Source organism: Rhizobium cauense (assembly GCF_019511525.1).
Classification (GTDB): Bacteria; Pseudomonadota; Alphaproteobacteria; order Rhizobiales; family Rhizobiaceae; genus Rhizobium; species Rhizobium cauense.
The window spans coordinates 191,425-215,844 of the sequence record NZ_JAEUAT010000003.1 but is presented as its reverse complement, the minus strand read 5'-3'; the positions used below and the strand labels follow the sequence as shown (position 1 = coordinate 215,844).

Sequence of the window (24,420 nt, the reverse complement as noted above, 5' to 3'; positions counted from 1 at the left end):
ACGTCACCTCGCTGTTTGCCATTGCTGTAATCGTTGACTATCCTGACACGCGAACGTGCCTTAATAAGACAAGAGTCGTGAGCGGTACGCGCTGCCGGTGTTGTCTTATCGTGTAAATTCCAATGTCCTTTCACAGCGACTTTTAAATGCGGATACCTCGGTTCCATCGATTGATTATGACGCACGGTGCGTCATCCGTACGAGTAGCACACCGTGCGTCATTCGCACAAGCAAAAAATGCGTGATCCGCTATGAGTAGAAACGATCCTCATTTCAGGTTGCGCATACCCGAAAACTTGAAGCGCGAAATTGAAGCTTCCGCGCATGCAAACTCGCGATCTATCACAGCTGAGATAGTTACAAGATTGGAGACATCGCTTGGGATGAGCGGTTCGCATACAACAAGTCTCGTTGCCGAAATTGAACACCTTCGTACGCGGCTTGCTCAACTTCAAAGGGCAATCGTTGAGAAAGACTTGGATCCCACCTGAGATTGAAGAGGCTTGGCTATTCGGGTCCCATCCAAGTCTTGTACCAAATGCACTAAGCTGAGTAGGCAATAGTCGGACCCGATGTACGGCGTGCTATGCAAGCAAAACGAGTAGTGCTGCAGCCTGCTAGAGTTGACGGCGCCGTTACGCCAATGGGCCGTGCGCTAGACAACATTGGCTTCTGACAGTCGAAATGAAACCTGCCTGCTTGTGAAGTGCAATCGCCACCGCCCCCTAGGTACTCCAGGGGAGATGCCGGAGACGCCACACGAGAAATCTAGTAACTGCAGGGCCGGTCGTTGCCAAAGCCACCGGCGCAGGCTGGACGCAATGCAAAGTCAGCGTTGTTACGGCCATAACCGACCGAACCCGTTGTTCGAGGATCAACTGAGCTGGTTGAACACGCCGTTGCGACGCCGGTGACTGCTACGAGCACGCCGACGCACACGATTTTCCGAAGCATTTCCATTTCATCCTCCCAACATCGCCTACCGCAATTGCGACGGAAACTAGTTCTCGGCGCGATTGTGAAAACGGCTGGTGCGATCACTACTTCGTCATCGATGGCAAAAGCTCGCCGTTTCTACTGCCGGGGTGACGTTGGTCGTCTCAGCGCCGGGCTTCCGCCCGTTTGGCACAAAGAATGCATGGTGGTTATCAGGGTTCCTTTTGCTTGGAGGGAAGAATGACCGCTTTGGTTACCGATATCGTCAGCGCCACTGGACAGCTCGAAGCAGCCATCCTCGATGTTACTGCTGCCGTCCCCACTGTCTTCATTAGCTCTAAATCAATGAAAGAAAAAGCAAAATTGCTTCCGCAGGCGTTGGTAGAGCAATATCCGGAGCTTTCCTCGATCGAGCGGGAACTGCGCGGCGTATTCGAAGCCTGCTCGCACGCCATTGATCGCAAATCAGTCAATCCGGTGGTTGCAAAAGCGGCAATCGCTATCGCTGAAGAGTACCGGCAGGTCATTGGAGAGCTGAAACGCAAAAACTAGACGTCAACGTCGGTTCTGCTGACTGCCTAAAGTCGTGTCCAGATCAGCGAAACGCAGATTACCTTCATGGTGCAGCCGCGCATGTGTACCGTGTCGCCACTAACCGTTAGAACACCTCTGAACGTCTTTTTGCTCTCCGGCTCGACGATCGTTCCCGTGAAATTGCCGTTGCGTCCCTGGAACGAGCCAATACGTTTGCCCGCATTGTTGCCCGTCTTCATCGTGATGCAGTAGCCTTGCGCGCACTCGTCAATGGCGGCCGTTGTGCCAACCTGTGTCTTCCAGAACCCGACGACAGGCTCTTGAGCCATAACTCCGAATGCCACGAGCGCCATCGACGCTGTGGTCAACACCAGTCGTTTCATGGCTTTCGCTCCCCTATTTCAAGAGACAGGGTGGCCGCTGGCACGACCTAAAGCGTTTTAGTATACGCCCCGAAAGCGTCCTCCTCCAGCTTTCGTTGCCGAAAGGCGGATGATGAACCCGGGGCTTGCAACCGCAGCCCCGGGGTCTCGAAGCTACCGCGTCAAGCTTCCAGCCACTTTACCTGCTCTGGGGTAAGCTTGATGTCGAGTGCCGAAAGGCTGTCTTCCAGTTCGGCGATCGTGCGCGGCCCGATCAGGGGGATGACCGGGAACGGCTGGGCAATGACGTAAGCGAGCGCGATATGTATCGGGCTGCGGCCGAGCTTGTTTGCAAGCTCGATCGCCCTGTCCCGGCGCTCGAAATTTCGATCCGAATACCAACAACGGACGATTTCTTCGTCGTCATGCTTGTCGCGCCCGGCACGGTCGGTAAAGAAGCCGCGCCCCTGGCTAGACCATGCGAAGTTCGGGACCTGCTTTGCATTCAACCATGTCTTCCAGTCATCGTTGGACGCTGCCACGCATCCAGCCCAGATCGGATCGAGCATCTCGGCGAGCGAGAAGTTGTTGGAAAGCGCTGCCGGTGCGGTCTTGCCGTTTTTCGCGGCGTAGGCAGCGGCTTCGTCCATGCGTTCGCGCGTCCAGTTCGATCCACCGAAGATGCCACGGATGCGACCACGCTTGACCTCGGCGTCCATCGCGTCAACGAACTCGCCAACGGGGATATCAGTGTTGTCCCGGTGCATGAAGTAGATGTCGACGTAGTCGGTCTTCAGCCGGTTCAGCGATTGATCGAGCTGCTTTGCGATGACATCAGGATAGCAAAGCGGCGAATGAACACCCTTGCCGATCAGCACGATCTCTTCTCGGGGCACGTTGCGGCTGGTATGCCAGTCCCCGAATATGCTCTCGGTCTTGCCGCCGCCGTAGACAAAGGCGGTATCGAAGACATTGCCGCCAGCCTCGTAGAAGGCGTCAAGCGTGAGTGATGCGGCAGCAAAGCTCGGGAAGAATTCGAAGCCAAGCGTGACAACCGAAGCAGGTTTGGAGATGCCGGGGATCTGACGTTGCGGAATGCTGTTGCCACGCTTGACGACAGCACCTGCAAGGTTCGTCGTGCGCTTCTGAGCCTTCTCGACTCCATATTCGAGGCCAATCGCGGCACGCCACTGATCGAGAACGCGAAGGTTTCCGATCGAGTCGGCCCAGCTCATGCCGGGCGCGCGGAATTCCTTTTCGCCGGCGCGGATTGCATCTCCGGCAGCATCCACCTCGAAGGAATAGAGCCAGCGGTCTTCCTTGACCTCGATCGTCTGCTGCTCGTTGCCCTTGAATATCTCGATCTTGCCGATACCACCCTTGTGGCCCGACGCGAACCAGAAATCCTTGACCTCCAGGCGCCCTTCGGAACCAATGATGCGCAGCGTATTGTCCTGCTGCGCCATGATCGAGCAAGACACTTCGGCGATGATGCCGTTCGGGAACTTCAGGACGGCGGACGCCCATTCATCGACGCCGGACTGTCCAAGGTGTCCGACACCGGAGACCTTTTCGGGCTCGATGAATGGCTTGCCCTCGGTTGCCCCCGCAATCAATCGCGCCATAGAGACCGGGTAGCCGCCGACATCGAGGATACCGCCACCGGCTGTCTCGTTGGCGAACAGGCGATGGTCGGGCCTGAATGTCCCCATGTTGAAGCCGAAGCTCGAGCGAATGATCCGGACCGTGCCAATGACACCGCTCTTGACCAGTTCGATGATCTTGGCAGTCTGCGGGTGGACGCGATACATGAAGGCTTCGCCTGCGAAGACGCCGGCCTTCTTGGCCTCGTGATAGATTGCGTCGGCGTCAAACGCGGAAAGCGCGATCGGCTTTTCGACGAGGACGTGCTTGCCAGCGCGGATCGCCTTGATCGCCCATTCTGCATGGCCAGTGTGGGGTGTCGCGATATAGATGGCGTCGATCTCTGGATCCGTCAGCAGCGCATCATATCCCTTGACGATGCGGGCGCCAGGAAAGCCCTCGGCAAGCCCTGGCTTTTCGGGGTTGCGCGTGGCAATTGCGACCAGCTTTCCTGTGCGCGAATGCGCAATGCCGTCCGCGAATGTGCGTGCGATGGTGCCTGGGCCAATGATGCCCCAGCGGATCGGTTGGTCTGTGCTCATAAGAATTCCTCTTTCATTGCAAGTCTTGGGAGAAGGTTCTCGGTCAGCGGAGGCGGTTGCCGGCGCTGTCGAACAGGAAGCTGCGATCGGCGCTAAGGCCGACAGTCAGCGTCTCGCGATTGCCGGCCGCGCGAGATTCAGGGCGCTCGATGATGATTTGTTCGCCAGCGACCGTGGTCGCGTAGATATAGCTGGTGTTGCCAAGGTGTTCGGCGACGTCGATCGTGACGGTCAGGTCCGTGCCGCCCTGCCCCGCATCGACGAAGTGCTCCGGGCGCACCCCAAGTGTCACCGACGCACCGGGGTCGAGTGAACCTGTTACCGGCATGGTCAGGCGGACATTCCTGTCGCCTGCAAGCGCAATTGTCACACCAGCAGCGTTTCGCTCCACGACCTCAGCCTTCAGGAAGTTCATTTTCGGGGAGCCGACGAAACCTGCGACGAACTGGTTGGCCGGATCATCATAGAGGTCAAGCGGAGCGCCCACCTGCTCGATGTTGCCTGCCCTTAGAACCACGATCTTGTCGGCGAGCGTCATCGCCTCCGTCTGGTCGTGGGTGACATAGATCATCGTCGTGCCGAGCTGCTTGTGAAGGCGGGAGATCTCGACACGCATTTGGACGCGCAATTCGGCATCGAGGTTCGACAACGGTTCGTCGAAGAGAAAGACCTGTGGCTCGCGTACGATCGCGCGGCCGATCGCGACGCGTTGGCGCTGGCCGCCAGACAGCTGTTTCGGGCGGCGCTGCATCAGTTCGTTGATCTGAAGGATGTTGGCGGCATGCTTGACCCGCTTTTCAGTATCCTCCTTTGGGTTGCCGTTCATGCGCAGACCAAAGCTCAGGTTCTGCTCAACCGTCATGTGCGGATAGAGCGCATAGGACTGGAACACCATCGCAATGCCGCGGTCGGCCGGCTCCACGTCATTGACGACCTTGCCGCCAATGTTGATCTCGCCACCCGTGATATCTTCAAGGCCTGCGATCATGCGAAGCAGTGTCGACTTCCCGCAACCCGACGGGCCGACGAAAACGACAAACTCGCCGTCCTTTACCTCAAGATCCGCGCCATGGATGATTTCCAGCGCGCCGAAGCGCTTGACGACATTTTTCAATGAAAGTTCTGACATCAGGCGTTTCCCAATTATTTGACTGCGCCGGCCGAGATGCCGGCGATGAAGTGGCGCTGAAGGAACACGAAGACGACCAGGATCGGTGCCGTCAGCATCATGGCACCGGCCATAATCCCTCCCCAGGACACCTTGGTCAGGCCGATCAGAGTTCCAAGCGCCACCGGTGCCGTCATCATTCCAGGCCTGGAGTTGATGAGGAGCGGCCAGAGATAGTTGTTCCAGGAATGCAGGAACAGGATGATGGCGAGTGCTGCCATCGTCGGCCTTGCAAGCGGCAAGGCGATGCGAAGGAAAATCTGCCACTCCTTGACGCCCTCGACACGCGCCGCGTCGAAGAGTTCGCCAGGCATCATCGAGAATGCCTGTCGCATGAACAACACGCCGAGCGAGTTGAAGAGCGGTGGAACAATGAGCGCGATCCAGGTGTTCGCGAGCTTGAACTCACGTGCCACCATGATGAACTGCGGAATGACGACGACCGCAAAGGGCAGCGTGATCGTGCCTAGAATGATCCCGATGACAACAGAACGGCCGACGAAGCGATAGCGGGCAAGCGCCCACCCTGCCATCGAGGTCAGTAGCACCGACAGGACGGTATAGATCGCCGCAACGCCAATCGAGATGAACATTGCACGGATGAAGTCGGTATCAGCCTGCAGGTTCTTGAAATTCTCGATGAAGTTCGTCGACGGCCAGAGCACGATTTCGGGGCTGAAGATCCCGAAGTCGGACATCGTGGAAAAGACGAACATCATCCAGAGCGGAAACAGCCAGATAATGGCAAGCGGCGTCAGGACGGCGTGTAGAGCGATCTGCCGTAAGAGCAGCGATTGAGATTTCGATCTCATTTGGGCTCCCTTCCGATCCAGAGGTTAAGGAGCGATATGGCGACCGCAAGCGCTGCCATCGTGTAGGCGACGGCCGAAGCGTACCCGAAATTGAGGGAGCGGAAGCCTTCGCGATAGAGAAGAAGGCCAAGCGTTTCAGTTCCACCGCCCGGACCGCCGCGATTGGTAATCAGGAACGGCTCGGTGAAGAGCTGCATCGTGCCAATAACCGACAAGATGACGCAGAAAAGGATGATCGGCTTCAAGAGCGGCAGAGTAATATGGAAGAACTGCTGTGTCTTGCTGACCTTGTCGAGCGTAGCCGCCTCGTAGACGTCGTCAGGAATAGACTGCAGACCAGCGAGAATGATGATCGCGTTGTAGCCTGCCCAGCGCCATGTCACAGCGATAATGATCAACGTCATCGCAGCATTGGCGTTGTCGAACCAGGACACGGCTGGAAGGCCGACGAAGGTGATGATCTTGTTGACGATCCCGAAATCGAAACTGAACATCAGCCGGAAGACCGCGGAATAAGCGACCTCGCCGACGACGACGGGTGCGAAGAAGGCAAAGCGGTAAAGCGGTCGCGCCTTCAGCAGCGGCGAGTTCAAGAGCACTGCCATTACAGTCGCGAGCGCGATCATGACCGGCACCTGGATGACCAGGATGATCAGCGTGTTGTAGAGCGCGTTGTAAAAGGCCGGATCACCAATGAGGCGACCCCAGTTGATGGAAAGACTGAACTTCCATGGGTTGACGCGGGTGTTCTGAAACGATGTCAGAAACGAACTGATGATTGGCCATATCCAGAAGGTCGCAAAGATCAAGAGATAGGGCGCAAGAAAGGCGTAAGCGTTCCGGTTCCGGATCGGCATTCTATTCTCCTCACAGACGAGACGAGCCACCCCTTGGGATGGGAGTCGGGCGCCGTCTGGCGCCCGACGCTGTTACTCATTTCGCAATGGGAAGACCGGTCGCCGTAGCGATCTGGTTTGCCGCGTCATCAAGCGCAGCCTTCGCGTCCGGATAACCGCCGGCGAAGTATTTGGTCTGGGCAGCGCGGTAGATCGAGTCGGCATCGGTCTGGAATGCCGTGCCGCGGCTCGGTACAATCTTCGGCAGGGTCGAAAGGATATCGGCCCAGACTTTCTGGTCGTGCCAATAGGGCAGCGGCTCGTTGACGAATGGATCCTGCACGGCCGTCAAGAGCGACGGTACAAGGCCGAAGGACTTCAGCATTGTCACCTGGCCCTCATTGGTGCCGAGCGCATAATTGACAAAGGTCCAGGCTGCTTCCTTGTTTTCCGAGTTGGCAGCGATCGCAAGCGACGAGCCACCGAGGTTTGCCGCGTGCGGCCCATCGGCGGTCAGGCTTGGCATCATGTAGACGCCCCACTTGCCCGAAAGGTCGGGCGAGCCGGACCGGATCGTGCCTTCGTACCAGCCACCATACATCTGGCTGGCAACCTTGCCTGCCGTGTTGGCCTGGATCTTTTCGTCCCAGATGGCGGCAGTCAGCGTGCCGGCATCCTTCATCTGCTTGACCTTTTCAAGGGTCGCGACGCAGGCAGGCTGATTGATGGTAATGTTCTGGCCGTCCGTCGAGAAGTAGCCGCAGCCCTGCTCGTTCGAAATCATGCGGAACCATTCGCTATCGCCGTTGAAGTCGGCTTGCGCCATGACGACGCCAGGATTGGCTTCCGAAATCTTCTTGCCGGCAGCGATGAAGTCGTCCCATGTCTTGATGGTCGACGGATCAACGCCTGCCTTTTCGTAGAAGTCGCGGCGATAGAAGACTGCAACCGGACCAGAATCCCACGGCATTGCATAGGCAACATCGCCAACTTCAAGCTCCGTGCGCTTGAATTCCGGGAATTTTGCCTGGATTTCCGGCGTGTAGCCCAAATCCTTCAGGTTTGCGAAGCAGTCGGGAAAACGGCTCCAGAAGATTTCTGCTTCGAAGTTCTCGACGCTGACGATGTCCGGCAGTCCTTCGCCGCCTGCAGCGCAGGCTGCCAGCATCTTGTCGAAGACCTGCTGGTTGCCGAGATCCTCGACCGTAACCTTGATATCGGGGTGTTGCTTGTTGAAACCTTCAAGGGTGGACTTCAGTGCCGATGCGGCAATGTTCCAGCTCCAGATGGTGAGATTGCCCGACTCCTGCGCGAACGCAGAACCTGATGCAAGCAGTGCAACCGCAGCGGTCGCGCTGATAAGTTTGAAGCGCATTGAAAATCCTCCCTTTTCAATTGCCGTCCCTTAGCGAACGCGGCTAGACTATCTGGAAGGGAGCCGCTGTCTCCTAAAAAGGGAACATGGAATTGGCGGAAAGTAAGATCGTAAAGCGGGCTGTCTACCAACCGGGAGCGAGCAGTATCGAAGGGTTGCCGACGGCCCTTCAGATGTTTCACAACCATCCGCCTGTCATGCTGATGCCGCATTGGCATGTGCAGGTTGAAGTCAACTACATCATGCAGGGCAGCGTCCACTATCGTGTGAATGGCTGCGAAATCACCATGCAGTCGGGCGATATGTGCCTGTTTTGGGGTGGGCAGCCGCACCAGATGGTGGATCGGTCAGACGATGCCATCTATGCCGGTGGACACCTTCCGCTTGTCCACTTCTTCCGGATGCGGTTGCCGATCAGCATCTCCAGCCGCCTGATGAACGGCGAGATTCTTTTTACCTCGGCAACCGACGCTGCTGACCGTGAGAATTTTCCACGGTGGGTGCGTTATGCCAAGTCTGGTGATCCGGCCAAGGCCCAGCACGCTGTCGACGAGATGCTGCTGAGGGTGGAGCGAATCGCACTTGAGCCGTATTCGCTGTTGCCGACGCTTGGGCCGACGGATGCTGATGACATCGAGCAATGCTATCCGCAATCATCGCGCAGCGTAGCGCGGATGTGCGACTTCATCGCGGCCAACTTCCTGCAGGAAATTGATTCGGTTGATATTGCTCGCGCAGCCGACCTTCATCCGAAGTACGCCATGAACCTTTTCAAGAAGACGACCGGCATGACGCTCAACAAGTACGTCAACCTGCTGCGACTGTCCCGTGCGCAGGCGATGCTGATGAATGACGAGGCAAATGTGCTGCAGGTCGCCATGGATAGCGGCTTCGGCTCAATCAGTGCCTTCAACAAGTCATTTCGCCATATCGCGGGGATGTCGCCTTCCGATTTCCGCCGAGATGCTCGTATGGTCACGCAATATGCACCCTGAGGCGTTCGAAGGCTGCTCTCGTTACGGACTGCGGGTGGTGGCAAATACGTTATAGAGAAGCTCTGCCGAAGCCGACAGCTCGCGGTCCTTGAGTTTGACGAGGCCGAAGCCCGGAACGGAGATGTCGCCCTCGATTTGCAGCGCCTTGACGAGACCGTGCCGCTGGAGGAGAGCCGCCACCGGTTCAGCAAAGATGCCGAGCCGCTGGCTCTGCAGCATCAGGAGCATCGTGAGCAGGGCATCGGACGTCGATACGACACTCGCCGGTACGATGCCATGCCGCCTTATGAAATCGTCGACCACTTGGCGAAGGAACGATCCATGTGGCTGCAGCACCCAGCTCTGATGCCTCAAGTCATCCTCGGTGACGAGAGGCTTTGTGGACAGGGGGTGATCGGTCGCGACAATGACGCGCAATGTCTCCTGGCCGACCGGCAGGTAGTCGAACCAGAGCGGGTTCATGCCACTGGGGATGCGGCATACGGCAAAGTCGAGCCTCCGGCTCAAAACGTCTTCCAGCAGAACATCGCTGCTGCCAACTGAAATGCTGATGTCGATCGTTGGGTGTGTTTCGAAGATCCTTTTGAGCGCGGGGGCGACATAATCGGCTGCCGGTGTCATGATCGTACCGAATGCAACACTGCCGCCCTGCCCGGCTGCGGCGACCACCATTTCGTATTCTGCGCGTTGCGCTTCTGATATCAGCATCTTTGCATGGCGAACAATGACCTCGCCTTGCGGGGTCGGCGCGAGGCCGCGATTGTGGCGCTCGAAGAGCTGGTGCCCGGACATCTGCTCCAGCTCATTCAGAGTTCTGGAAAGCGCCGGTTGCGAGACGCCAAACATTTCCGCAACCACGCCGAGCTTTCCGTGCTCGCTGAGCGCCACGAGCATCTTCAAGTGTCGCAGCCTGAAACCGTCCAATCCCATAATGCCTCACTCGATATAAGAGATTTGCATATCAAAATGCGAAAGACTGATTATACATTCCTGTATCGATCAGCTAAGTGCATGACAACAACCGCGTCAACGCAAGGAAATCAACCGTGGCAGAGAAGACACCTTCCCCGAATCAGAGCGTAGTTCAAGAGCAGGACGGATCCCGTCAGCTTCGCTCCAAGGCGTGGTTTGACAATCTCGCGAACCCTGACATGACCGCGCTCTACCTCGAGCGGTACATGAACTTTGGTCTCAGCCAGGAAGAACTTCAGTCGGGACGGCCGATCATCGGCATTGCACAGACTGGCTCCGACCTGTCGCCATGCAACCGTCACCATATCGAGCTTGCCAAGCGTGTCCGCGAAGGCATCCGTGACGCCGGCGGTATCGCAATTGAATTCCCCGTCCACCCGATTCAGGAGACCGGCAAGCGCCCGACCGCAGGTCTCGACCGCAACCTGTCGTATCTCGGTCTCGTCGAGGTTCTCTATGGCTATCCGCTGGACGGTGTCGTTCTGACCATCGGTTGCGACAAGACGACGCCAGCCTGTCTGATGGCCGCGGCCACCGTCAACATTCCGGCGATCGCGCTTTCGGTCGGCCCGATGCTGAACGGCTGGTTCCGCGGCGAGCGTACGGGCTCCGGCACGATCGTCTGGAAGGCTCGCGAGATGATGGCCCGCGGCGAAATTGATTATCAGGGCTTCGTGAAGCTCGTCGCCTCTTCCGCTCCGTCGACTGGCTACTGCAACACCATGGGTACGGCCACCACCATGAATTCGCTGGCAGAAGCGCTCGGCATGCAGCTGCCTGGTAGTGCGGCGATTCCGGCACCTTACCGCGACCGTCAGGAAGTTTCCTATGAAACCGGCCTGCGCATCGTCGAGATGGTGCGCGAAGACCTGAAGCCTTCGGACATCCTGACAAAGGAAGCGTTCATCAATGCGATCAAGGTCAACTCCGCGATTGGTGGATCCACCAACGCTCCGATCCATCTCAATGCTCTCGCACGCCATGTCGGCGTCGAGCTGACAGTTGACGACTGGCAGACGTATGGCGAGGAAATCCCGCTGCTCGTCAACCTGCAGCCGGCCGGTGAATACCTCGGCGAGGACTACTACCATGCTGGTGGTGTTCCTGCGGTCATGGGCGAACTGATCAAGCACAACCAGCTCAATACCGGGGCTATGACCGTCAACGGCAAGACCGTCGGCGAGAACTACACCACCGCGACGATCGAGGACGACAAGGTCATCCGCCCATTCGAGCGTCCGCTCAAGGAGCGCGCAGGCTTCCGCGTGCTGCGCGGCAACCTCTTCTCGTCAGCAATCATGAAGACGAGCGTGATCTCGCCAGAATTCCGTCAGCGCTACCTGTCGAACCCGAACGATCCGGAAGCCTTCGTCGGTCGCGCCGTCGTGTTCGATGGCCCGGAAGATTACCATCACCGCATCGACGACCCGTCGCTGGCAATTGACGCTTCGACAGTTCTCTTCATGCGTGGCGCCGGTCCGATCGGCTATCCGGGCGCTGCCGAAGTCGTCAACATGCGCGCGCCTGACTACCTTCTAAAGCAGGGCATCAGCTCGCTTCCCTGCATCGGTGATGGCCGTCAGTCCGGCACGTCGGGCTCGCCGTCGATCCTGAATGCTTCGCCGGAAGCCGCCGCTGGCGGTGGCCTCGCGCTTCTGAAGACCGGTGACCAGGTTCGGGTTGACCTGAAGAAGGGGACTGCCGATATCCTCATCAGCGACGAAGAACTTGCCGAACGCCGCAAGGCGCTGGAGGCAGCCGGTGGTTACGTCTATCCGGAGAGCCAGACGCCCTGGCAGGAAATCCAGCGTACTTACGTTGGCCAGATGGAGACCGGGGCCGTGCTGGAGCCCGCCGTCAAGTATCAGCGCATCGCTCAGACCAAGGGTATTCCGCGCGATAACCACTAAGCGCTTGCGAGCTTGCTTGCTCTGACATCAGGCCCAATGTCCTCTGGCATTGGGCCTGTTCTTTTTTGACAGGACGAGGACTGGATTTCTTCAGGTTCGACCTTGCCGTCCGGCATCTATTGTGATCGATTTTCGCGGCCGCTGGGTTGGAGGGCGGCCGGTTCGTTTTTCATCTTGAGCGCGTCCATCGCTCGCGTGACGGAACATGTCGATGTCTTACACTCTTCTGGATTCTGCCGCCAAGGGCGGTTTGTTTGTCGGTCGCGCCTGGAACCCCGATGTCCAGGGCCCTGCCGTCGTTGTGGTGCGCGATGGCCAGTTGGTCGACATCACATCGAAAGCGGTGCCGACGATGAGCGCGCTTCTTGATGAGGCTGACCCGGCCCTCCTCGCACGCTCTGCGCGCGGTTCCGTGCTTGGCGCGTTGGAGGACGTTGTTGCAGCCGGAATTGGCACACCAGACATGTCGCGTGTACATCTTCTTGCCCCGGCCGACCTTCAGGCCATCAAGGCATGCGGCGTGACCTTTGCACAGTCGATGATCGAGCGGGTGATCGAGGAGAAGGCAGCAGGCAATCCGGATCGGGCTGCGGCAATCCGCGAGCGCGTCAGCACACTGATCGGTGGCAGTCTCAACAATCTGAAGGCAGGCTCGCCGGAGGCCGCAAAGGTCAAGCAGGCCCTCATCGAGGAGGGTATCTGGTCCCAATATCTGGAAGTGGGGATTGGACCTGACGCAGAGGTGTTCACCAAGGCCCCGGTCCTTTCGTCCGTTGGTTGGGGCGCAGACGTCGGCCTGCACCCGATCTCGACTTGGAATAACCCGGAGCCAGAAATTGTCCTCGCGGTCAACAGCCGCGGAGAGATCAAGGGCGCAACGCTTGGCAATGACGTCAATCTGCGCGATGTCGAAGGACGCTCGGCGCTCCTGCTTGGCAAGGCGAAGGACAACAACGCATCCTGCTCGATCGGTCCATTCATTCGCCTGTTCGATGAGAGCTACAGTCTGGATGACGTGCGCCAGGCCGAGCTTGATCTGAAGGTAACGGGCGCGGATGGCTTTGTCCTTCACGGCAAGAGTTCGATGTCGAAGATCAGCCGCGATCCAACGGATCTGGTGCGGCAGACCTGCGGTGCCCATCACCAGTACCCTGACGGTTTCATGCTGTTTCTCGGGACACTCTTTGCTCCCACGCAGGATCGCGACGCGCCGAACCAGGGGTTCAGCCATAAGATCGGCGACGTCGTGGAAATCTCGTCGGCAGGGCTGGGAACACTGGTCAACACCGTTCGCCTCTCAACGGAATGCTCTCCCTGGGTTTTCGGGATCAGAGCTTTGATCGCCAATCTCGCCAAACGGGATTTGGTGTAGCTTTCAGGCCAATCATGCGTGGCGGTCGAGGAAATCTGCCGCCAGCAAATTGACCCACCTGTACTCGTGCCGTCGGTCGCATATATCCATGGATAGCAAAGCCGAGGGCCCGAGTACGCGATGAATAAGGTGGCTGTCGTATTGATCTGTGCACTTGCTCTATTCGGGTGCACCACAAAGGATTTCTCCTCGCCGGGCCTGGATCCTATCCCCGGCAGCATCACCTATGGTGGCCAGCCGCGTACGAAACTGGCAAAGTCGCCACCGGGGTCGACCTTCCCTCACAACTTTATTGACCAATGGGGACACCAGGTCGAGGAGACCTACATGATACAGCCCGACAAGTCCTTGAAGATTGTTCATCGCGAAATCCGGCCCATCCGCTTCAACCGCTAGTTTGCGTCGTCCAATGATGGACGGCCCGTGGTTAAGTGCTGCCTGATGGCGACCTGTTCAGGTTGAAGTCACGTTCTTGTCAGAAAATATTATCTTGCTATGAGGAACTACCAATTGAATTCGGTCGGTAGCTAATACACATTTAAGGGGTGCGATACCGGTAGTTCGGCGAAGTCGCCGCTGGCCAGCACATGGAAACGCTTAAGATGAATGCAAAGACTCCGAATGCCATCGATACCTACGTCGGATCTCGTGTAAGGATGCGTAGGCAGCTCTTAGGTCTCAGCCAGGAACGATTGGCCGATCAGATAGGTGTTACATTCCAGCAGGTTCAAAAATACGAAAAGGGCCTTAACCGGATTGGCGCCAGTCGATTGCAACGCATTGCCGAAGTGCTGAGCACTTCTCCAAGTTTCTTCTTCCAGCAGAATGACTCCGATACACTCCCGCCCGCGATCCTCGATGTTGCCGCGACTGCGGATCCCGTTGCAGAATTCCTGCATTCCAAGGAAGGCCTGGCGCTCAATCGTGCCTTCTTGAAGATCACCGATACGCAACTGCGCGAGAAGATCGTGGCCCTGGTCAAGGCCATGGCACAAGCGCAGGAAGGTCGTGACATAGCAGTTGAGTCCCTCAAACCGGGCGAAACCTTCGTCTGAGCGGCAAGGTCGGAGCTGATCCGCTGGCTGTTGTGCGCCCCTTACGCTCTCTCAGCCCACACTTTTGAGAGCTCTACCAGGGTAGCGACCGCCTTTTCCATGTCCTGACGGCTGATCCATTCGCGAGGCGAGTGGAATGCGTGGCCCCCGGCAAAGATGTTCGGGCATGGCAGCCCCATGAAGGAGAGCCGCGAGCCGTCAGTGCCGCCGCGTATGCTACCGCGGACCGGTGACATTCCGGCGCGACGGATAGCCTCGACTGCGTACTCGACGATCTCCGGATGACGGTCCAGAACGACTTTCATATTGCGGTATTGCTGCTTGACCTTGAATGCGTAGGTGGAGCCTGGATATTCCTTCATCACCTCTTTCACGATCCCTTCAAGGAGCTTCTCCTTGTCGACAAGGCCTGCCTCGTCGAAATCGCGAACTATAAAGCTCAGCGACGCCTTTTCCATCGAACCGGTCAGGTCAGTCGGGTGGAGAAAGCCCTGCCGCCCCTCCGTCGTCTCTGGTGCGAGATCCTTTGGCAGACGGTCGATGATCGTTCCGGCAATCTTGATGGCATTTTCCATCTTGCCCTTGGCAAATCCCGGATGGATGGCAACGCCCTTGATTTGGATCTCCACGCCGTCGGCGGAGAATGTCTCGTCCTCGATGTGGCCGGCAGTCTCACCGTCCATCGTATAGGCAAACTGTGCCCCGAGCTTTTTGAGATCGACCTTGTCGACGCCCCGACCGATCTCCTCGTCCGGCGTGAAAAGCAGCTTGATCGTGCCGTGCTTGATATTTGCGTCCTGCATCAGGATCTGTGCCGCACTCATGATCTCGGCGATACCGGCCTTGTCGTCGGCGCCAAGCAACGTTGTGCCGTCGGTCGTGACAATGTCGTTTCCGATCTGATCGGCGAGCGCGGGGTTTTCGCTGGCTCGAATGACCTGTTTCTTGTCTCCGGTCAGTTGAATGTCACCGCCCTGGTAGTTGCGTACGATCTGTGGCCGAACGTTCGTCCCGGTGAAATCAGGCGCGGTATCCATATGCGAGCAGAAGCAGATGACCGGAACGTCCTTCTCGACGTTCGAGGGAACTGTCGCATAGACGTACCCGTGTTCGTCCAGGTGGGCATCCGAGATACCGATCGCAAGCAATTCCTCGACCAGCACCCGGCCGAGATCCTTCTGCTTCACCGTTGAGGGCTGGGTTGGCGACGCCGGATCCGACTGGGTGTCGATCACGACGTAGCGAAGAAAGCGATCAAGGACGGTATCGGTCATGGCGGTTCCAGTTCGCGGCTCACGTCGCCTTGATACAGATTTTGTTGCCAGGCGTGAATAGTCAGCCTGCGGGTTGAGAACGGTATACGCGTGCTCCGGCGTTTTCGCGTCTCATGAGATCATACCTACGCGCGGTGTGCTAACGATCCAATGTCCGGCGCCCCGATGCGACCTGGTCAGAGGGGCCGTGCTTTTCCTGCACGGATCCTTGTGCGTCCTATATAGGCCAGTGCCACATCGGATATGTCGCTTCGAAATGCAGTTGCCGCGGGTTCGAGGGACAACCGGAGGGTGGAACAAAGATGGAAATCATTCATTTCCCTCCCATCAGAGAGGAGAAAGTGACATGACATACGACCCGAATGACCCCAATCGCGTCCCCAACCTGGACCGTGACCTGAGCACGAAGAACCTGGATCGTGATATGACCACCAGGCCTCTGACGCGCGGTTCGAACGCCTGGATCGGGTGGGTTGCTGCGATTGCAGTAATGCTTGTCGCCGCTTTTGCGATCACCGAATGGTTTGACCGTCCGGGCACCGACCCGAACCCGACAGCCTCCACGACGCAAACTGAACCGATGAAGCCTCCGGTAGAACCAGTCGCTCCGTCGGTAGAGCCGGCAGCGCCAGCACCAGCACCGGCTGCTCCGTCGACCGGTACTACGCCGGCACAGTAAGTGTACCGATGTGAGCTCCCGGCGCTAACATTGCGCCGGTCGCTTAACTCGATCACAGCGCCCTAAGAAGTCAATTTCCGGGTGGTGCGTTTGCACCGCCCGGAAATTCGTTTGTTCCTCAGTCGCTGACAAACCAAACCGTCTCATACGCTGCTCTTGACGAAATGCGATGATTTCAGTTCGATGTCGCCGTCATTGGCGAGAACCTATCATGATGGCACTGGCAACTGGGGGGCTCATCGCAGTGTTGCTGGCATGCGCCACTCTGGTTGGCGTGTGGATCAGCCGGCGTCTTCCAGAACATCACCTTTCCGAGGACTCGAAGGACGCCATCAAGCTCGCGACTGCGGTCGTTGGGACTCTTTCGGCGCTGGCCATCGGCTTCCTTGTTGCATCTGCCAAGACAACTTTTGATGAGGCGGAAACCGAACTCAAGACGTCGGCCGCCCGACTTGTGCTCCTTGACCGTGTGTTGGCCCAGTATGGTCCTGAGACAGCGGATGTGCGAGACCGGCTTGTCAGACTGGTCGGAGGCCGTATCGACCAGGGTTGGAGTGGAGCGACCGGCGATGTCCTTGCGGCCGAGGCGTCAGAGGATGTGGGCGTCGAATCCGTCCAGAGGGTCCTCAGAGCGCTTGTTCCAGTAAGCGAGGTACAAGGCCTCCTCAAGGCGCGCGCATTGGAAGTCAGCGGAGCAATCGCCGAGGCGCATTGGCTGGTCCTCGAAACCGGAAACGAGGGATTGCCGACCGCATTCCTGGTCGTGCTCTCGTCATGGCTCGTCCTGATCTTTTTGACGTTCGGACTGCTATCGCCCTACAACGCCACGGTGATCTCGATCGTCATCGTGTGCGCGCTTTCCGTCGGAGGCGCGGTCTTCATCATCAACGATATGGCCTATCCCTATGGGGGCCTGATCTACGTATCAGACGAACCGCTTCGGATCGCGCTCGCGCGCATGGGGCACGGTTGACCTCCCCTTTGCGGCGGTGGGCGTTGATCAATGCGTCGCTGCGCGCTTCCTTGAGGCCGCGAGAATGTAGTCATCGGCAATATCTGCGATTGCCATTGCGATCTCAGTCGGCGAGAAGTCAGGCAGATTTTCGGCATGAATGATCTGGTATACGGCTTCCTCGATCTTTTCACGGCAGGCGGAAAGTCGGTCGGCGTGACTGATTTCTATCGAACGTAGTTCCATGGCCCTTGTCTCCGGTCGTGCGGCACATAAAGTGCTGAAATGTTGATGTTATTGAGCAAGTGCACGTTTTGGTGACAACCGAGACGTTATCGACCGAAGCCCTACGTATTGCTCAGTCCAACTAAAAAATCCCTGCTCCAACGGCGTTCGCGTGGAACTCGTCGGCGTCAAGGTTCAACATAGCCGTGAAAAGACGATAGGCTCAAAAGTCTGGATGTGCGTGTGAAATCAACGTGACACAACGAAGAGTTGGTTTCACGCGCTGTGCCGCTATCTTTAAGTAGTAGATGTGCCTGATATATAGCGGCAGGATACTTTGAAGAATCGCAACAGATGAGCAATTAGCTTCTTGAAATAATTTACTCTCGGTTGTATTTTGGACCGACGTCGCAATAATACCAGTCTGACACGAGAAAACGGGGCTGCTATGAAAGCCAAAACGCCGAGCGCCATTGATGCCTATGTGGGCGAACGTGTCAGGGTCAGACGGAAGTTACTTGGCATGAGTCAGGTAAGCCTGTCGCAATGTTTGGGCATAACCTTTCAGCAACTCCAGAAGTACGAGAAAGGTGTAAACCGCATCGGCGCTGGCCGGCTACAGCGGATTGCCGAAGTGCTCGGAGTTCCCGTGGGCTTTTTTTTCGATGACGAGCAGCCGCACACGGCGGGCCTGCGTCTAAGCGCCGACACAGATGAAGTCGCGCATTTCATAGCGTCGAAGGAAGGGTTGGCATTGACCCGGGCCTTCATTGCGATCGAAGATCCGAATATCCGCCGAAAGCTGCTCGCACTTGCAAGAAGCCTCGGCAACAATCAATCGGGCACGGATGCACATGAGGGTTGGGAGCATGGGGACGATACACGGGGGTAGGCAAATGCTTCGTCTCGTGGTGTCTAGGCAGGGATGTCTGCCCCCAACCGGACCCGTGCTATGGTCTGAGACGCGGCGTTGAGCAATCTGCGACCTGTTTCAAATTCCGATCGTTTGGTCTCGTCGTCAGAGACCCTGGCTCGCGTTGCACCCGTCCTGGCTGATTTCGGAATAACCCGCGTGGCACGCCACACTGGCCTCGACAGTATCGGCGTCCCCGTATGGTGTGCCTATGTCCCGAACGGGCGATCGATTGCAATTGCCCAGGGTAAGGGTTTGACGGACGACGATGCGCGGGCCTCTGCTGTTATGGAAGCCTTGGAGAGGGTCGTCGCCAGTTGTCCGGCGGTTCGCAAGGTTAGAACGACCGCTCACGAACTGCGGGAACGGGGCCTTCTATTCGACAGGCTTGATTGTCTTGTCGGGCGCGGCGAAATGGATGTTGCCATCGAGGAAGAGATCGACTGGGTGCTTGGGACGGATCTGCTAACAGAGCGAGAAATCTATGTACCCTTCGAAGCGGTACTTCTCGATCGAACGGCCCGTAACCGTTTTTGGATGTCTTCGGACGGCCTTGCCTCCGGCAACACACAGCAGGAAGCCATCCTGCACGCCGTGCTTGAACGTATCGAACGCGATGCATATTGCCTCTGGCAAATTGGCCCTGAGGAGGACCGGCTTGCGCGCTGTGTCGATCCAGTGGCCTTCGGGAGCCCTGAATTGGACGAACTCGTCCGCAAAGTTGAACTGGCCGGACTTGCTATTCGCCTGTTTGACATGACCAGCGACATAGCTGTCCCCTGCATCACCGCGGTACTCGGACCTCGAAAACCGCGCAATGATGGCATCCGCTTCGTAGAGGTGACAGGTGGTAGTGGGGCGCATCTTTCGCCTGTTCGTGCAGCTATCCGCGCCATCACCGAAGCGATCCAGTCCCGGATCACATACATTAGCGGTGCCCGCGACGATCTCACGCCCGAGGCGTTCGACAGACCGGTTCCTGCTTCGACATTGCGTGCGCTTGATGCAGTTCATGTCGTTCGCGACGAGATCCCCGGTGTACCGGAGCACCCTATCAGGGAGCAAATTAATCTGGTTCTTGACGCGCTGCGTCTGCGGCAGATCGCTCCTGTGATTGCCCTACCGCTCAGTGCGCGCGATCTTCCGTTCCAGGTGGTGAAGGTCTTCATTCCTGATCTGGAAAACCCCGAAGGCGCGCGAGCGCGGAGTTTCGGTCCCCGGGCGGTGACAAGGGCGATCTTCTCGTGAAAGTCGTTTTTGTCGGACCAAGCCTCCCCGATGCGAAACACCTGGTCAGTGATGAAATCACGATATACCCGCCTGCGGTGCAAGGGGATGTCTTGACGGCTGTGCAGGCAGGCGCGCGTGTGATCGGCATCGTTGATGGTGGTTTCGAATATACCGCGCCCGTCTGGCACAAGGAAATTCTCTATGCCTTGTCACGGCCCGTTCGTGTGTTCGGCGCAGCAAGCATGGGTGCACTGCGCGCGGCCGAATGCGGCGTTTACGGCATGGTTGGCGTAGGGCGGATCTACGCAGAGTATGCTGCGGGGACAACTGTTGACGACGCAGACGTGGCGCTCCTCCATGCGCCTCAAGAGTTGGGGTACAAGGCGTTGACTGTTCCCCTCGTCAACGTTCGATCAACCCTCGACAAGCTGGAGGCTCGTGGTGAACTGTCAGCTCCGGTCCGGCTGGCACTCGAAAGCACCGCAGGAAAGCAGTTCTTCAAGGGACGAACCTGGCCAACGATCGTTGCGCATACTGATCTCCCAGGCATTGATAGGCAGGAATTGCTGCAGTTTTTGCGGAAAAACGAGGTTGATCAAAAGCGAGAGGATGCCCTCGCCCTCATTGAGGCCGTGCGGGCAGCTGAGGACGCTCCTGAGGGCGATCTCAGTTGGCAATTCAATGAGACCTTTGTCCGGTCTGCGTGACAGAAAGCCGGACGGCACTGCCTGAAATGCAACAATAGAGTGTGTCACGGGCATTTCACGGGCATTTCTCGCGCCTGCTTAATATTATTCCCCTGTTCGAGGGAGAATAGAGATGAGTGCAGCGTCGGCCAACAGCCCGATTGATCTAGGCAGCAGCGAGCGGTCTTCTGACGAGATGGATGAACTCGTCGCACTGGCGCGCATGATCGCATACGCAAAACATGCGGCTGAAGATGTCGAGCTGGTGGGGGCGATGCACTGGCTCGGTTTGGCGCTCAATGAAGTCTTGCGTGAAATTGGCGACGGTCCGCATGAGGGCTTGGCGGATGTCCTGGCTGCCAAAAGGGCGCTTTGCTTGAACTGAGATGGCCGCAGAAGCGGGGCCGGCACGATGTGCCGGCCTATCTCAATTGCTTTGAATATACACAGAGCTTTTCTGAGTGGCTGTAGTGGTTGCTCCTGTAGTATTCGGCCACGCCGCCACTACTGCGGGAGACAAGCCATACATGGACATAGCCCATGGCTCTTGCCTCTCCCTCCAGTTGCTGTAGCAGCCGCGAGCCAATTCCGCACCGCTGATGCTCGGGCCGTATGGCTATTTCCGCGACGTGGATACCGCGGCCCACGACCGAGGTGTGCGGCAGACCAAACGCAAACCCTACCGTCTGTTTTCCGTCGCAAGCAGCCACAGCAAGGCACATCGGTGTCGTTGTGAGTTCGTCGATACGGGAAATTGCATTCGGCAGGCACCACTCCTCGTGCCAGGGCGCTCGGGCGTAAGCCTGAACGATAATATCAGCGCTCTCCAGCGCCTCGTCCCTGCTCATTCGTCTATAAATAATCGGCATTCACTTCACTTGTCGTCATGGACACGCACTACGTTTCATGACGCCTCCTGTTCACTCAGCCCCTTCGACGTTAAAGCACAGGCTTTGTGGGTTGTGTTGTGACTTCATCGTGACACGCGTTTTTCGCGAGAGGACACGCTGGAATTAAAGGCCTTTTCGCTCCGAGAATGCGACAATACACGCTAGCGTTTATATAGGCGTCACGCTTTTTTCTCCAGTGGTGACGAGGGTTTTTGTCGGGGCAAGGCATCCCGGCGGACGGCCGCGCCAAGTTGATGGAAATGTCCGTGTCGCAATATTGCGACAGTTGTGGCCCCCCAATGCTATTCGGCGGGACACGTGTTCCCGCGCCTCGAATTGCCAAAGGCGCTCCGTTGGGCCAAGGTGCACCAAGAATTGGTTGGAGGAGCCAATGCGTGAACTCGCTGCCCATGCGGAGCATGTCTATACGTGCGCCCAGAGAGATTCGGCCGCTGCAAACTCATCCATCGTTGCATCATGGCGGCGATGCATCTCCATGCATAGGCTAGCGCCCGAGCAAATGCGCCAGCCACTTCGCGTTTCCGACCAGGAGTGGAGGAAAGCACGGGAGGCGAGCGAGCATCTCATCGCCGACGCTTCGGTCGAACTCGACCGTTTGTTTGCAACAGTGGGCAGGAGCGGCTGTTGTCTGATCCTGACCGATCACAATGGCATAGCGCTTGAACGTCGCGGTGCTGCCGGCGATGACAAGCATTTTCGTGAATTAGGTCTTTGGACAGGTTCGGTCTGGACCGAGGCCAGCATTGGTACCAACGGCATCGGAACGGCAATCGCCGACGAACGATCGGTGACGATCCTTCGTGATCAGCATTTCTTTTGCTCGAATATCAGCCTGGGGTGCACAACGGCTCCAATCCGCGACCACCGCGGTCAGCTGGCCGCAGCCCTCGACATATCAACCTGCCGCGACGACGTGAGCGACGTGACGCTCGGAATTTTAGGGCAGATGGTCCGCGACGCGGCTTTGCGGATCGAAGTCAATCTGTTCAAGAGTGCCTTCCCAGGTGCGCGCTTCCTCATGGTCGCGGGCGCCAACAACCCGACGGCGGCCCTGCTTGCTGTCGACCGCCATGATCTCGTCCTCGGCGCCACTCGCGCCGCACGCCTGGCGCTGAAACTCGACGACCGGCGCATCTCGGCAGGACTGCCCGCGGCCGATGCGCTCCAGGAACAGACCATGTCCGCCGACGAAGACCTTGTCGAGGCCGAACGGGCGGCACTACTGAGGGCCTTGTCGCGCTCGAGCGGAAACGTTTCGCAAGCGGCCGTTGCGCTCGGCATGAGCAGGGCAACGCTGCACAGGAAAATGAAGCGGCTCAATCTGCATTGACAGCGCCAGCCCGTGTCGCAGTGTTGCGACACTGTGCACTGCGGTATCGAGCGCTGTAACTTCCTGCTCCCGCAAAACTCGCGCACACTTTCCTCCTGCCGGTTCTTTCCCGGATCCGGACCATTCAAGGGAGGAATACATGCTGCATCAAAAGATCGTCGAGTCACCGTTCAAGACCAGGTATGGCAACTTCATCGGCGGTGAATGGCGCGAACCGATCGAGGGGCGTTACTTCGACAACATCACCCCTGTTACCGGTGGCAAGCTGTGCGAGGTGGCCCGGTCGAGCGAACTGGATGTCAATGCGGCTCTCGACGCCGCGCACGCGGCAAGTGAAAAATGGGGCAGGACCTCGGCCGCAGAGCGGTCCAACATTCTCATGAAAATTGCAGAGCGCATGGAGGAGAAGCTCGAACTTCTGGCGCAGGCCGAAACATGGGACAATGGCAAGCCCATTCGCGAAACAATGGCCGCCGACATACCGCTGGCAATCGACCATTTCCGGTATTTCGCCTCCTGCATTCGCGCACAGGAAGGTTCGATCGGCGAGATCGACCACGACACAGTGGCATATCACTTCCACGAACCGCTTGGTGTCGTTGGCCAGATCATTCCCTGGAACTTCCCGATCCTGATGGCGGCATGGAAACTCGCCCCTGCACTTGCCGCTGGGAATTGCGTTGTTATCAAGCCAGCGGAACAGACGCCTGCGTCATTGCTTGTCTGGGCAGAGCTTGTCGGCGATCTCCTGCCGCCTGGTGTGCTCAACATCGTCAACGGTTTTGGCCTTGAAGCTGGCAAACCGCTGGCGTCCAGCCCTCGCATCGCCAAGATTGCCTTTACGGGTGAGACCACAACCGGCCGGCTGATCATGCAGTATGCAAGTCAGAACCTCATTCCGGTCACTCTCGAACTCGGTGGCAAGTCACCGAACATCTTCTTTGCCGACGTCATGGCCGAAGACGATGATTTCCTGGATAAGGCCCTGGAGGGCTTTGCGATGTTTGCGTTGAACCAGGGCGAGGTATGCACCTGCCCTAGCCGCGCGCTGATCCAGGAATCGATCTATGAACGCTTCATGGAAAAGGCGGTCCGTCGTGTTGAAGCCATCAAGCAGGGCAACCCCCTCGATACGGCAACAATGATCGGGGCACAGGCTTCGAACGAGCAGTTGGAGAAGATCCTTGCCTACCTCGATATCGGTAAGCAGGAAGGTGCCGAGGTTCTAACAGGCGGATCGCGCAACGATCTGGCCGGCGAACTTGCCGGGGGCTATTACGTTAAGCCAACGATCTTCAAGGGCCACAACAAGATGCGTGTCTTCCAGGAGGAGATCTTCGGACCGGTCGTGTCGGTAACCACGTTCAAGGACGAAAAGGAAGCGCTCGAGATTGCCAACGACACACTCTACGGATTGGGTGCCGGCGTTTGGAGTCGCGATGCCAACCGTTGCTATCGCTTCGGCCGGGAGATCCAGGCTGGTCGCGTGTGGACGAATTGCTACCACGCATATCCCGCGCATGCGGCCTTTGGTGGTTACAAGCAATCGGGTATCGGACGCGAGACGCACAAGATGATGCTCGACCACTATCAACAGACGAAAAACATGCTCGTCAGCTACAGTGAAAAGGCGCTCGGCTTCTTCTGAGGCTTAGTTGCTTAGACCCGCTAAGAGGGGCCCGCCCATTACGGTGCGGGCCCATTTGG

26 protein-coding genes are annotated in these 24,420 nt (G+C 57.8%); 15 read left to right on the top strand and 11 right to left on the bottom strand.

Annotation, left to right across the window (positions count from 1 at the left end):
• Positions 1 to 251: 251 nt before the first annotated feature.
• Positions 252 to 491 carry an Arc family DNA-binding protein gene (locus tag JNB88_RS07080; protein WP_220354829.1) on the top strand — a complete coding sequence of 80 codons (240 nt, stop codon included), beginning with the start codon at positions 252 to 254 and terminating at the stop codon, positions 489 to 491.
• Positions 492 to 768: 277 nt separating this feature from the next.
• Here JNB88_RS07080 and JNB88_RS33450 read toward each other — a convergent pair whose 3' ends face one another.
• A complete protein-coding gene (locus tag JNB88_RS33450; protein WP_420832169.1) occupies positions 769 to 960 on the bottom strand; it encodes a hypothetical protein in 192 nt (63 codons plus the stop codon).
• 216 nt (positions 961 to 1,176) lie between these two features.
• On the opposite strand from JNB88_RS33450, the gene JNB88_RS07075 reads away from it, so the two are divergent.
• The gene (locus JNB88_RS07075) at positions 1,177 to 1,488 is read left to right on the top strand and encodes a hypothetical protein (protein WP_220354828.1); all 312 of its coding nucleotides are present in this window, start codon (positions 1,177 to 1,179) and stop codon (positions 1,486 to 1,488) included.
• Between the two features lie 26 nt (positions 1,489 to 1,514).
• Here the strand turns inward: JNB88_RS07075 and JNB88_RS07070 are convergent, their stop codons facing one another.
• From JNB88_RS07070 to JNB88_RS07045, 6 genes are all read right to left on the bottom strand, one after another.
• The gene (locus JNB88_RS07070) at positions 1,515 to 1,853 is read right to left on the bottom strand and encodes a DUF2147 domain-containing protein (RefSeq protein WP_220354827.1); all 339 of its coding nucleotides are present in this window, start codon (positions 1,851 to 1,853) and stop codon (positions 1,515 to 1,517) included.
• A gap of 161 nt (positions 1,854 to 2,014) precedes the next feature.
• Positions 2,015 to 4,018 (bottom strand): aldo/keto reductase, encoded by a 2,004-nt coding sequence (locus JNB88_RS07065; RefSeq protein WP_220354826.1) that lies wholly within the window; start codon positions 4,016 to 4,018, stop codon positions 2,015 to 2,017.
• A gap of 43 nt (positions 4,019 to 4,061) precedes the next feature.
• Positions 4,062 to 5,147, bottom strand: a complete 1,086-nt coding sequence (locus tag JNB88_RS07060) for an ABC transporter ATP-binding protein (protein WP_220354825.1) — start codon at positions 5,145 to 5,147, stop codon at positions 4,062 to 4,064.
• A gap of 14 nt (positions 5,148 to 5,161) precedes the next feature.
• Complete coding sequence (locus tag JNB88_RS07055; protein WP_220354824.1) at positions 5,162 to 5,998, bottom strand: carbohydrate ABC transporter permease; 837 nt, start codon at positions 5,996 to 5,998, stop codon at positions 5,162 to 5,164.
• Complete coding sequence (locus JNB88_RS07050; RefSeq protein ID WP_037134110.1) at positions 5,995 to 6,855, bottom strand: carbohydrate ABC transporter permease; 861 nt, start codon at positions 6,853 to 6,855, stop codon at positions 5,995 to 5,997. The genes JNB88_RS07055 and JNB88_RS07050 overlap by 4 nt, the downstream gene beginning before the upstream one ends.
• Before the next feature lie 76 nt (positions 6,856 to 6,931).
• On the bottom strand, positions 6,932 to 8,209 hold the full coding sequence (locus JNB88_RS07045) for an ABC transporter substrate-binding protein (protein WP_220354823.1): 1,278 nt from the start codon (positions 8,207 to 8,209) through the stop codon (positions 6,932 to 6,934).
• Positions 8,210 to 8,295: 86 nt separating this feature from the next.
• On the opposite strand from JNB88_RS07045, the gene JNB88_RS07040 reads away from it, so the two are divergent.
• On the top strand, positions 8,296 to 9,204 hold the full coding sequence (locus tag JNB88_RS07040; RefSeq protein ID WP_037134113.1) for a helix-turn-helix domain-containing protein: 909 nt from the start codon (positions 8,296 to 8,298) through the stop codon (positions 9,202 to 9,204).
• 21 nt (positions 9,205 to 9,225) lie between these two features.
• Here the strand turns inward: JNB88_RS07040 and JNB88_RS07035 are convergent, their stop codons facing one another.
• Positions 9,226 to 10,134: a LysR family transcriptional regulator gene (locus JNB88_RS07035; protein WP_220354822.1), complete on the bottom strand. Its 909-nt coding sequence runs from the start codon at positions 10,132 to 10,134 to the stop codon at positions 9,226 to 9,228.
• 116 nt (positions 10,135 to 10,250) lie between these two features.
• On the opposite strand from JNB88_RS07035, the gene JNB88_RS07030 reads away from it, so the two are divergent.
• The 4 genes from JNB88_RS07030 (at position 10,251) to JNB88_RS07015 (ending at position 14,513) form a co-directional block, all read left to right on the top strand.
• Positions 10,251 to 12,086 (top strand): IlvD/Edd family dehydratase, encoded by a 1,836-nt coding sequence (locus JNB88_RS07030; RefSeq protein ID WP_220354821.1) that lies wholly within the window; start codon positions 10,251 to 10,253, stop codon positions 12,084 to 12,086.
• A 211-nt stretch (positions 12,087 to 12,297) separates the two neighbouring features.
• Complete coding sequence (locus tag JNB88_RS07025; RefSeq protein ID WP_220354820.1) at positions 12,298 to 13,458, top strand: fumarylacetoacetate hydrolase family protein; 1,161 nt, start codon at positions 12,298 to 12,300, stop codon at positions 13,456 to 13,458.
• A 120-nt stretch (positions 13,459 to 13,578) separates the two neighbouring features.
• Positions 13,579 to 13,854 carry a hypothetical protein gene (locus tag JNB88_RS07020; RefSeq protein ID WP_037134119.1) on the top strand — a complete coding sequence of 92 codons (276 nt, stop codon included), beginning with the start codon at positions 13,579 to 13,581 and terminating at the stop codon, positions 13,852 to 13,854.
• A gap of 206 nt (positions 13,855 to 14,060) precedes the next feature.
• Positions 14,061 to 14,513, top strand: coding sequence for a helix-turn-helix domain-containing protein (locus JNB88_RS07015; protein WP_220354819.1), 453 nt, complete (start codon positions 14,061 to 14,063; stop codon positions 14,511 to 14,513).
• 41 nt (positions 14,514 to 14,554) lie between these two features.
• On the opposite strand, the gene pepT is transcribed toward JNB88_RS07015, so the two are convergent.
• Positions 14,555 to 15,787 carry a peptidase T gene (pepT, locus tag JNB88_RS07010; protein ID WP_220354818.1) on the bottom strand — a complete coding sequence of 411 codons (1,233 nt, stop codon included), beginning with the start codon at positions 15,785 to 15,787 and terminating at the stop codon, positions 14,555 to 14,557.
• Positions 15,788 to 16,133: 346 nt separating this feature from the next.
• Here pepT and JNB88_RS07005 point away from each other — a divergent pair, with 346 nt between their 5' ends.
• Both JNB88_RS07005 and JNB88_RS07000 read left to right on the top strand, forming a co-directional pair.
• Positions 16,134 to 16,466, top strand: a complete 333-nt coding sequence (locus tag JNB88_RS07005) for a hypothetical protein (protein ID WP_220354817.1) — start codon at positions 16,134 to 16,136, stop codon at positions 16,464 to 16,466.
• Positions 16,467 to 16,677: 211 nt separating this feature from the next.
• Positions 16,678 to 17,439, top strand: a complete 762-nt coding sequence (locus JNB88_RS07000) for a bestrophin-like domain (protein ID WP_220354816.1) — start codon at positions 16,678 to 16,680, stop codon at positions 17,437 to 17,439.
• Positions 17,440 to 17,466: 27 nt separating this feature from the next.
• Here the strand turns inward: JNB88_RS07000 and JNB88_RS06995 are convergent, their stop codons facing one another.
• Positions 17,467 to 17,664, bottom strand: coding sequence for a hypothetical protein (locus JNB88_RS06995; RefSeq protein WP_037134125.1), 198 nt, complete (start codon positions 17,662 to 17,664; stop codon positions 17,467 to 17,469).
• Between the two features lie 427 nt (positions 17,665 to 18,091).
• On the opposite strand from JNB88_RS06995, the gene JNB88_RS06990 reads away from it, so the two are divergent.
• The 4 genes from JNB88_RS06990 to JNB88_RS06975 all read left to right on the top strand — a co-directional run bounded on the left by JNB88_RS06990 (position 18,092) and on the right by JNB88_RS06975 (position 20,857).
• Complete coding sequence (locus JNB88_RS06990; RefSeq protein ID WP_037134127.1) at positions 18,092 to 18,535, top strand: helix-turn-helix domain-containing protein; 444 nt, start codon at positions 18,092 to 18,094, stop codon at positions 18,533 to 18,535.
• A 114-nt stretch (positions 18,536 to 18,649) separates the two neighbouring features.
• Positions 18,650 to 19,804: a YcaO-like family protein gene (locus tag JNB88_RS06985; protein WP_420832175.1), complete on the top strand. Its 1,155-nt coding sequence runs from the start codon at positions 18,650 to 18,652 to the stop codon at positions 19,802 to 19,804.
• Positions 19,801 to 20,493, top strand: a complete 693-nt coding sequence (locus JNB88_RS06980; protein ID WP_220354815.1) for a TfuA-like protein — start codon at positions 19,801 to 19,803, stop codon at positions 20,491 to 20,493. The genes JNB88_RS06985 and JNB88_RS06980 overlap by 4 nt, the downstream gene beginning before the upstream one ends.
• A 112-nt stretch (positions 20,494 to 20,605) precedes the next feature.
• The gene (locus tag JNB88_RS06975; RefSeq protein WP_220354814.1) at positions 20,606 to 20,857 is read left to right on the top strand and encodes a hypothetical protein; all 252 of its coding nucleotides are present in this window, start codon (positions 20,606 to 20,608) and stop codon (positions 20,855 to 20,857) included.
• A gap of 37 nt (positions 20,858 to 20,894) precedes the next feature.
• On the opposite strand, the gene JNB88_RS06970 is transcribed toward JNB88_RS06975, so the two are convergent.
• Positions 20,895 to 21,341 carry a GNAT family N-acetyltransferase gene (locus tag JNB88_RS06970; RefSeq protein WP_220354813.1) on the bottom strand — a complete coding sequence of 149 codons (447 nt, stop codon included), beginning with the start codon at positions 21,339 to 21,341 and terminating at the stop codon, positions 20,895 to 20,897.
• Between the two features lie 412 nt (positions 21,342 to 21,753).
• Between JNB88_RS06970 and JNB88_RS06965 the strand changes: the two genes are divergently transcribed.
• Together JNB88_RS06965 and adh are read left to right on the top strand one after the other, a co-directional pair.
• On the top strand, positions 21,754 to 22,713 hold the full coding sequence (locus tag JNB88_RS06965; RefSeq protein WP_220354812.1) for a helix-turn-helix domain-containing protein: 960 nt from the start codon (positions 21,754 to 21,756) through the stop codon (positions 22,711 to 22,713).
• Between the two features lie 139 nt (positions 22,714 to 22,852).
• Positions 22,853 to 24,361 (top strand): aldehyde dehydrogenase, encoded by a 1,509-nt coding sequence (adh, locus tag JNB88_RS06960; protein ID WP_220354811.1) that lies wholly within the window; start codon positions 22,853 to 22,855, stop codon positions 24,359 to 24,361.
• The last annotated feature ends 59 nt before the right edge of the window (positions 24,362 to 24,420 follow it).